This window comes from Desulfosarcina sp., assembly GCF_046496365.1.
Lineage (GTDB): Bacteria > Desulfobacterota > Desulfobacteria > Desulfobacterales > Desulfosarcinaceae > Desulfosarcina.
The window spans coordinates 1-7,237 of record NZ_JAWOHB010000085.1; the positions used below are offsets into that span (position 1 = coordinate 1).

Genomic DNA, 7,237 nt, shown 5'->3' on the forward strand with positions numbered 1-7,237 from the left:
AAAAAATCTCCTTTTTCTCCCCGCAATGCGGACAGGCACATGCGAACGACTCCAGGTTTTTAAACTGGGTGAATCCCGGACAGTGCTGCGGTGTCGATGCCATCTTGGACGCTCCTTTCCCTTTCACCTACACGGTTTTGGACGCTGTTTTCTATTTATCTGATGAATGCCGCTGCTGCCATAGGGTCAAATCGGTATATCCGCGATCTGGACTGGGTATGAACCCGATGCTCCAAAATGAGGCGGTGCGCCGGAAGATCGGTACCAGGGTCAGCAAAACAGATTCATCGGAGGATAAGCAGGTTGAGGCGGTCGGCGGATACCACAATCGGCAGCAACAAATACTGCCCGCACAGTATGTTCCTGCGACCTTACCCTTTGTAGGCTGACCCTGTGGTATCGAAAATGGTTGCTGCCGAAATTTTTCGGCGTAAATCCCCAAACTCAAAATTTTATTTTTTCAGAGGCCTCGACGGCATAAGAGGAGACGGTCATGAAAATCGACGTTCTCAATCCGACAACGGGTGAGGTGATCAACAGATATGATGCGATCGTTCGTCAACATCAAGACGGTCTATGTCGCCAAAGGAGAAAATAAATGAACCGACCGGTAACGCTCGAACTCGAAGCGGACACGATTCGATTTACCCCGGATGGCCGGATTGCCGTCGTCGATGCCATCGGCGCATTGAGCGAAGCCGAATGCCCGGAATGTGTCTGGGAAGATTTAAAACACAAACATCCCACAATCATGAGGTTGTGCAAAGACTACACCTTCCAGCAAGAAGAGACGGTTCCCGTGGCCAGCAGCGACGCGTGGGAGATCATCCAGACGATGCTGCTGGACCATCTCATCGACAACACGCTCTAATGGCGATAGGGAAAAGGAGGCAAAAGTGAAAAGAAAACCGATGTTATCAATCATCGGCCTGTTGGTCGGTTCGATGATCGCCGTTGCCGGATGCTCGGCCAATTTGAGCCGAACGTTCTACCAGCACCATCCACGCTCGCTACAGGATGTGGAAAAAGATTGGGGCGAACCGGTAAAGGTCACCCTGCTGGAAAACGACATTGAAAAACGCGTCTACCCGATCCAAAGTCCCTACACCGATCTGAAATACCGTTATTTTCTGTTCAGGGACGATATGGTCCTGGCCAGCGGTCTAACCGATATCGGCAGAGAGGCACCGGCAAAGGTGCATCAACAATCCGTTGGCTTCAATCCCAGCGATCTCAGCAAGGCCTTTTACGCCAACAACCGGACGACGGTTGCGCATATAGACAGCACCTGGGGCGAACCGTTGCGCGTCAAGGATATGTCGGATGGTACGCAAGTCCGTGTATACGCGATCCAGGACCCCTACACGGACTTCAATTTCCGTAAGTTCATTGTCAAGGATGGCATCGTCGTGGCCAGCCGGATCTCTCCGGAAAAGGGATTCTCCTCCCCACCCGGGCAATCGGAGACCTGCTGCATCGAAATCAACGAGCTCAGCAACCGTTACTACCGCAATCACCCCATGTCACTGGAATCAGTCAAGCAGGTCTGGGGCGAACCGGTCCTCATCGAAAAGGACGACAATGGACTGGAAAAGTGGGTCTACGAGCTAAAAATGCCCGTCGACGCGGGCTTCTCGTTTCGCTTTTTCGTCATTGATGACGGCATGGTGGTTTCCAGCGGAGTGAGGGATACGTTGGATATCGCCGCCAATTAAACGGGTTGGTTTACCTGATCGTTGCCTAAGAAGATGCTTCAATTCCGCACTTGGCAACGTCAGGGTTTACCGGGCTTATCTTTGGGGGGTAATTGATGAAGGTGATCGGGATGTTTCGGCAGGCTGGCCCTGACTGTCGCCGGTGACCCGTAGATCGCCTCGAGCAGTTCTGCAGCGGGTGCGTTTTTGCAGAGCAGGGTTTCCGCTCCCGCCTGCTGCATCTGGTGGGCAATATCATCTTCATCGAACATCGAAAGGCCGACGATGCGTATCTCAGGGAATTCGTGTTTGATCGCGAATGTCGCGTCGATACCGTTCATCGTCGGCATGGAAACGTCCATCACAACCACATCCGGTTTCAAGTATCTGACCTGCTCGATGGCCTCGCTCCCGTTGGACGCTTCTCCCACCACCTCGATGGTCGGGTTGCCGGCAACCATCATGATCAACCCTTTGCGCATCAGGGTGTGGTCATCGACGAACAGCACCCGTAAGCAGCCCGGATGATTACCAGCTGCCGATACGGTCCGCGGGTTGGGTACCCGGTCGGTAATTCGCCGATTTCGCGCGGAGGTGTCGACCAGATCGATGGGAACCGTCAGGATAAAACGGCAGCCTCGACCGGAAGCACTTTCGATCGCCAGGTTGCCGCCCATGTAGCTGGCGCGTTCCCGCAGGCTGCGCAGGCCCAATCCGGTTGTCTTTAAACCGCCTCACCAGCCACTTCAGGCTGGCAAACAGGTTGACGTGCGTCAGCACGGGTGGGCTCAGTTCATGCGACAGCTGTCGCGCCTGGGCGATGGCCGCTCGCAGGATTTGGCCCACCTTCTCCAACGTGGGATGGTCGGCGTCATTGTCGGTTGCCGTTTCCAGTTGTAACTTGGCCGATGCCAGCATCTGCTGAAGATCGTCGTGCAGCAATTGGGCGATCCGCCTGCGCTCCCTCTCTTCCGCCTCGATCAACTCAACCGCCAACGACTGAAGCTGCATTGTGCGCATATTGGCTATGGCGGTCCGCTCCGCCACCCGCCGTTCAAGGGTTTCATTGATTGTTCGCAGCTCATTTTCAGCCTGCTTGACTTTGTCGATGTCGGTTGCCGTTCCGAACCACTTGACAATCCTCCCTTGGGTGTCGTGGACGGGTATGGCCCGGCTCAAGTGCCAATGGTAGCCGCCGTCGGCGAGCCTGACCCGATGCTCGATGCGGTATGTCTCACCGTTACGAACCGCTTCTTCCCAGGCCTTTTGGGTAGGCTTCTCATCCTCATGGTGTAGAACCGGAGCCCATTGATAGGCTCCATCGGGCATCCATTCAATGCCGTCGTACTCTTCATGCCGTTGGTTATAGTAATCGACTTGTCCATCCGGATTGGCCGTCCAGACCAGTTGTGGCATGGCATCGGCCAACTGACGAAATTGTGCCTCGCTTTGCTGCAAATATGCTTCGACCCGTATGCGCGCGGTGGTGTCGACTCCGACAGACAGAATCTCGGAGACATTGCCATCCTGATCGAAAATCGGTCTATTGGTCCAGGCCATCCAGACCCGCCGACCGTCACTGCAGATGTTTTCGTTGATTTTGTTGACGTAACGTTCGGGATGGTCGAGGATTTCCTGAACCATTCCGGGCAGGTCATTCCCGTTGGACGCCTGTGGCGGGAGAAGAATGCCGATGTGTTTGCCTAGAATTGCTTCGCGCGAGTAACCGAAAAAGGCATGGGCAAAGTCGTTGAAAAAGTAATCGATCCGTCTTTGCGCCAACGAATGATTGCGCTGTTGGCTAGCTGGCCCAGTTCTTTGAAGGCGACGGTCCTACAGGCGGCACATTAAGGTGGGATTTTTTATTTCCGTGACCCTAAAATGTAACCGCAAGGCTGATTGACCCGAACACCTGTGCTTCATCCTGGCCTTCGAACTCCTCGGTTCGATAGACGTGCGCATAGGTCAGCTTGATGCGTTTGTAGGCCAGGCTGATGCCAGCGGAAATGTCAGCCACGAGAGGGTTCTTGTCGACGCTGTGGCTGTCCTGTCACGTGTTTCCATCCAAAAAGATGTTGCGCGCAACGGCCCTGCCGTCTACGCCGGCAAAAAAGGCTATGCCGAAGTCAGAAACTGCACTGAGGCGAGGGTCTTTCCGACCGACCGGGGGGAGGTCCCGCCGCCGGGATGGATAAGGGATGTGCCAAAATCGACCGGCAGGTTGTAGCTGAACCGGATTTCTCCACCGAGGTTGGCATAAGTAAACACATTGCCCAGGCTTACCCCGGCGTGGGGAATCAGGTCCCAGACAAAGCCACCGCCGCCGAAATGGTGGCGAAGGATGCGCCAGAAGCGCTGCCAGACGAGCATCAGGCCGGGCTCGTTTTTTAATTGGTTGTCCCATCCTTGAGGACCCTGGCCATCTATCCACTCGTGAACCCACGTTTGAGCCTCCTCTGTCTGGGACGCGGGTCCGACGATGCCCAGGCTTGATTTGAAGGTGTTCAACAGATCCATGTTTTTGCGCTGCAGCGCGGCCGACAGGTAGGTTTAGCCGGCGTAGGGGCGGTCATCCACGATCAACGCTTGAATGGACGTGTTTCGCGGGGTGTACATATTCTGACCCAGGGAAAGGGCCAGGTTGTTCGGGAAATCATCCCGATCCGTGCCTTGAAACCGCTCGGCCAGCCATCGAGACCAAGCCGGCAAGCTCCCGTCACCGCCGTTTTTTTTCAAGTCCTTCGATATCCAGGAGGATTTGATCGCTTTGGTGTGCTGCCAGTCAGAGATTTCCCAATTTCATCGTGACGTACCTGAAAAGATACATGATGCCCGTTCCCACCAGCCAGAGGAACAGCGCCGCCAACAGCAGCATAACAATTTGCGCTGTCCACGCCGGTTTTTTTGGACGATTGTTTTCGCGTAAATGTTTCATTTGACCACTATCAACCGGTTCAGGTTGAATTCATCTAGGGCATGGACTCTATATGCCGATATGGAAACACGCATTTCGACCATTATAGCGGAGTCCTCAAAAGACGATGGATTAACATAGGGATTCGAGTAATAGGGTCATTTCGAAGCAAAGGTACACTGGTGTGCCTATTTCCATTTGGGATTGGCATGCTATTTAATTGGGGAGTCGGTGAAAGACGCCGATGAACAAGCTGAAGGCCGGATCAACCGGAGATGCAGCGGTGAAGGCGGTCCTTGAAAAGATTGACGAATTCGTCCGGTCCGAAAAAACTCCGTTGATTCCAACGAAGAGCAATTAATCATTTGTCACATCAAGGAGATACTATGCAAGTTGGAGAAAGAGGCCATTTGAAAAGCATTGTCGACCGTGAAGCGTTGATGCGGCATAAAACGTGCGCCGCCTGTGGGCGGCCCTTCAATCTAGGTGATCCAGTCGTTCTGGCGTGTGGGGCCTGGGAGGGCCCGCCAAAATTGGTCCATGAAAATGAGGCGGTATTCGATGCGAACACATCGCGCTACGTCGAACGGAAATGTTTCCAGGCCAAAGGAAATGCTTAATCCAGAACCGTTTTTTTGGCGGGAATCATCTGCGCTAAACAGGATTTTATGAGCGTTAAAAAAGAGATCGTTGATAGTCTTTTGTTCAGAGAGCTGATCGCCATCCGCACGGATACGCTCTGGCGAATGCTTTTCTGCCTTCAACAGGGCCAACTGCCGGGCATCCATGAAGAGGGGGCCACCGGCAAGCTGGACAACAAAGGTGCCATTTTCATTCCGGGCGGGTTGATCTACCAGGATGTAGACGACAGGCAAGTGACGTATGAGGTCACCGAACCGTTCGACGAATCGATTTTTCGTGAGAAGATCCGTGAAAGCATGCAATTCGATAATGCGTCACTGTTGTTCCCGGACGGGATGGCCAACAGTGTCAACCTGGACAGCGGTTTCTTCGCGCGCGCGGCCCGGCGCATATACACGTACAAGACCGCCGCGTTCAAGCGAAAACGGAAAGTCGGCCCCAAGCTTCCCATCGATATCGATTCCAACGATATCGTTCGCAGCCATTGCCCCACCTACTTAGACCCACCGTACGGCTCCAGAACACGGATCAGTACCTGTGTGGCCATCGGTCTGACCGATCCGCATCTGTACTTTGCCTATTGCAAGACTGAATTCTGTATGTCCCGGGCACAGTTGACGGACTATGCCCACCGACTCGATACAGCGCAAGAGCATGCGGTGCTAAAGGGTGGAAAGACGCTGTATCCGCCTTATGTCATTGTCTGCCATGATACGCGCTATAAGGAAAATAGTTTGACGGGATTGATTCGGATACTGGGTATCGGCCGATTTGGCGAGTTCAGTACCGTTACGTTTGAAATCTTGAACAATAAGCTGCTTGGAGAAATGAGAAGAAAAAAAGTGGCACCTGGCGAGGAGCATATTTTTGCCACCCACGATGGGAATGACATTTTAGGGGTGCTGCGGACATACGGCCCCACGAACCCTGGCAGGCGCTCCCAGAAATATCAACTGGACTTGATCGCACCCAAAAGGGATCTTGATCTCGATCTGGAGAGCATTGCCAAACAAGCAAGTGAACGCTATTGGGTCTGAGCGGCTGTGTTCAGTCACAAGGCATTTCTCACAATCGTTTAAGTTCCAGCGCGTGACAGGAACTACTGCGCTTATGCGTTCGGAAACCTGGGACCGCCACAGCCATTTCGATTGCTGTGTTGCCGCTATCAACGTCCAGATCCAGAAAAACGGCCTCACCGGATTGACGCAGGGTGACCGTCAATTGCCCACCAGGCACCGGCGTGGGGCCAAAACGTATCTCCCGGCCGCATTCAATCCACTCAGGGAAGATGCCGGAACCGATCACAATCGTATTGCCCTCTTCGCGCACGAAAAGATTACGCATCATCATCAACCACTCCGCCGCCCAGCCGTGCTGTCCGTCTCCCATGCAGCCGCCTTTGATAAACGGATGGATCGCTTCGGGCCACTGCCCGGTGGGTGAGGCCAGATCGGCGACCGTCATAATCAGTTGACGATAGGCCGGGTCACCGGCCCGCAAAAGCGTCTGGGCAATATCCAGGGTCAGGTAAGCATTGATTCCCGAGTAGATCATGTCCTGAAAAAATGCTCCGGAATGAAAACAGTTTCTCATCAGGTAGGCGACGGTGTTCATGATCATGGGGTCATTGGGGGGCGTCAACTGTAAGGGATAATCGGCCACGATGGATTCAATCGCGCCCGCGTCCAGACGGCGGTAGGGAGATGCCGGGATCGCTTTTCTCCTCTTTTTTTCGGGCATCTTTTCGATGCTCTCCAAGATGCGTTTTCGAAAATCGACCGCCTGCCCATAATACGCGTTCTGCTTTTTTTGGGATTGATAATCGCCGGCCAGTCGACCCGCCGCGCACAGGCCGGCCACCCGCCAGAAGTTATCCCAGTAATAATGATCGTTGGGCACTAAGTGTTCGGCGATGAATCCTGTGGGCAGCAGCCCGTGGTGGGGCTCGTCCGTATCCTGCGTCCGGCGTTTATTGACGATCCAGTCC

General features: G+C 54.0%; 5 protein-coding genes and 3 pseudogenes. 3 read left to right on the forward strand and 5 right to left on the reverse strand.

Going from position 1 to position 7,237, the window contains the following annotated elements; all coding sequences use genetic code 11:
* The first annotated feature begins 598 nt into the window (after positions 1-598).
* A complete protein-coding gene (locus tag R6V78_RS06980; RefSeq protein WP_410288620.1) occupies positions 599-871 on the forward strand; it encodes a hypothetical protein in 273 nt (90 codons plus the stop codon).
* A gap of 25 nt (positions 872-896) precedes the next feature.
* On the forward strand, positions 897-1,715 hold the full coding sequence (locus R6V78_RS06985) for a hypothetical protein (RefSeq protein ID WP_410288621.1): 819 nt from the start codon (positions 897-899) through the stop codon (positions 1,713-1,715).
* Between the two features lie 59 nt (positions 1,716-1,774).
* On the opposite strand, the gene R6V78_RS06990 is transcribed toward R6V78_RS06985, so the two are convergent.
* From R6V78_RS06990 to R6V78_RS07005, 4 genes and pseudogenes are all read right to left on the reverse strand, one after another.
* Positions 1,775-2,203 (reverse strand): response regulator transcription factor, encoded by a 429-nt coding sequence (locus tag R6V78_RS06990; protein ID WP_410288622.1) that lies wholly within the window; start codon positions 2,201-2,203, stop codon positions 1,775-1,777.
* A 19-nt stretch (positions 2,204-2,222) separates the two neighbouring features.
* Positions 2,223-3,476, reverse strand: a complete 1,254-nt coding sequence (locus R6V78_RS06995; protein WP_410288623.1) for a PAS domain S-box protein — start codon at positions 3,474-3,476, stop codon at positions 2,223-2,225.
* 94 nt (positions 3,477-3,570) lie between these two features.
* Positions 3,571-3,729, reverse strand: a pseudogene (locus R6V78_RS07000) (lipid A-modifier LpxR family protein); the annotation flags it as partial.
* A gap of 80 nt (positions 3,730-3,809) precedes the next feature.
* Positions 3,810-4,484: pseudogene (locus R6V78_RS07005) on the reverse strand (lipid A deacylase LpxR family protein).
* Positions 4,485-5,276: 792 nt separating this feature from the next.
* On the opposite strand from R6V78_RS07005, the gene R6V78_RS07010 reads away from it, so the two are divergent.
* Positions 5,277-6,287 (forward strand): hypothetical protein, encoded by a 1,011-nt coding sequence (locus R6V78_RS07010; protein ID WP_410288624.1) that lies wholly within the window; start codon positions 5,277-5,279, stop codon positions 6,285-6,287.
* Between the two features lie 28 nt (positions 6,288-6,315).
* Here R6V78_RS07010 and R6V78_RS07015 read toward each other — a convergent pair.
* Positions 6,316-7,237 (reverse strand): annotated as a pseudogene (locus tag R6V78_RS07015) (hypothetical protein); the annotation flags it as partial.

Coding starts and splice junctions, on each gene's coding strand:
- R6V78_RS06980 (WP_410288620.1), top strand. CDS start 599: ATGAACCGACCGGTAACGCTCGAACTCGAAGCGGACACGATTCGATTT.
- R6V78_RS07010 (WP_410288624.1), top strand. CDS start 5,277: ATGAGCGTTAAAAAAGAGATCGTTGATAGTCTTTTGTTCAGAGAGCTG.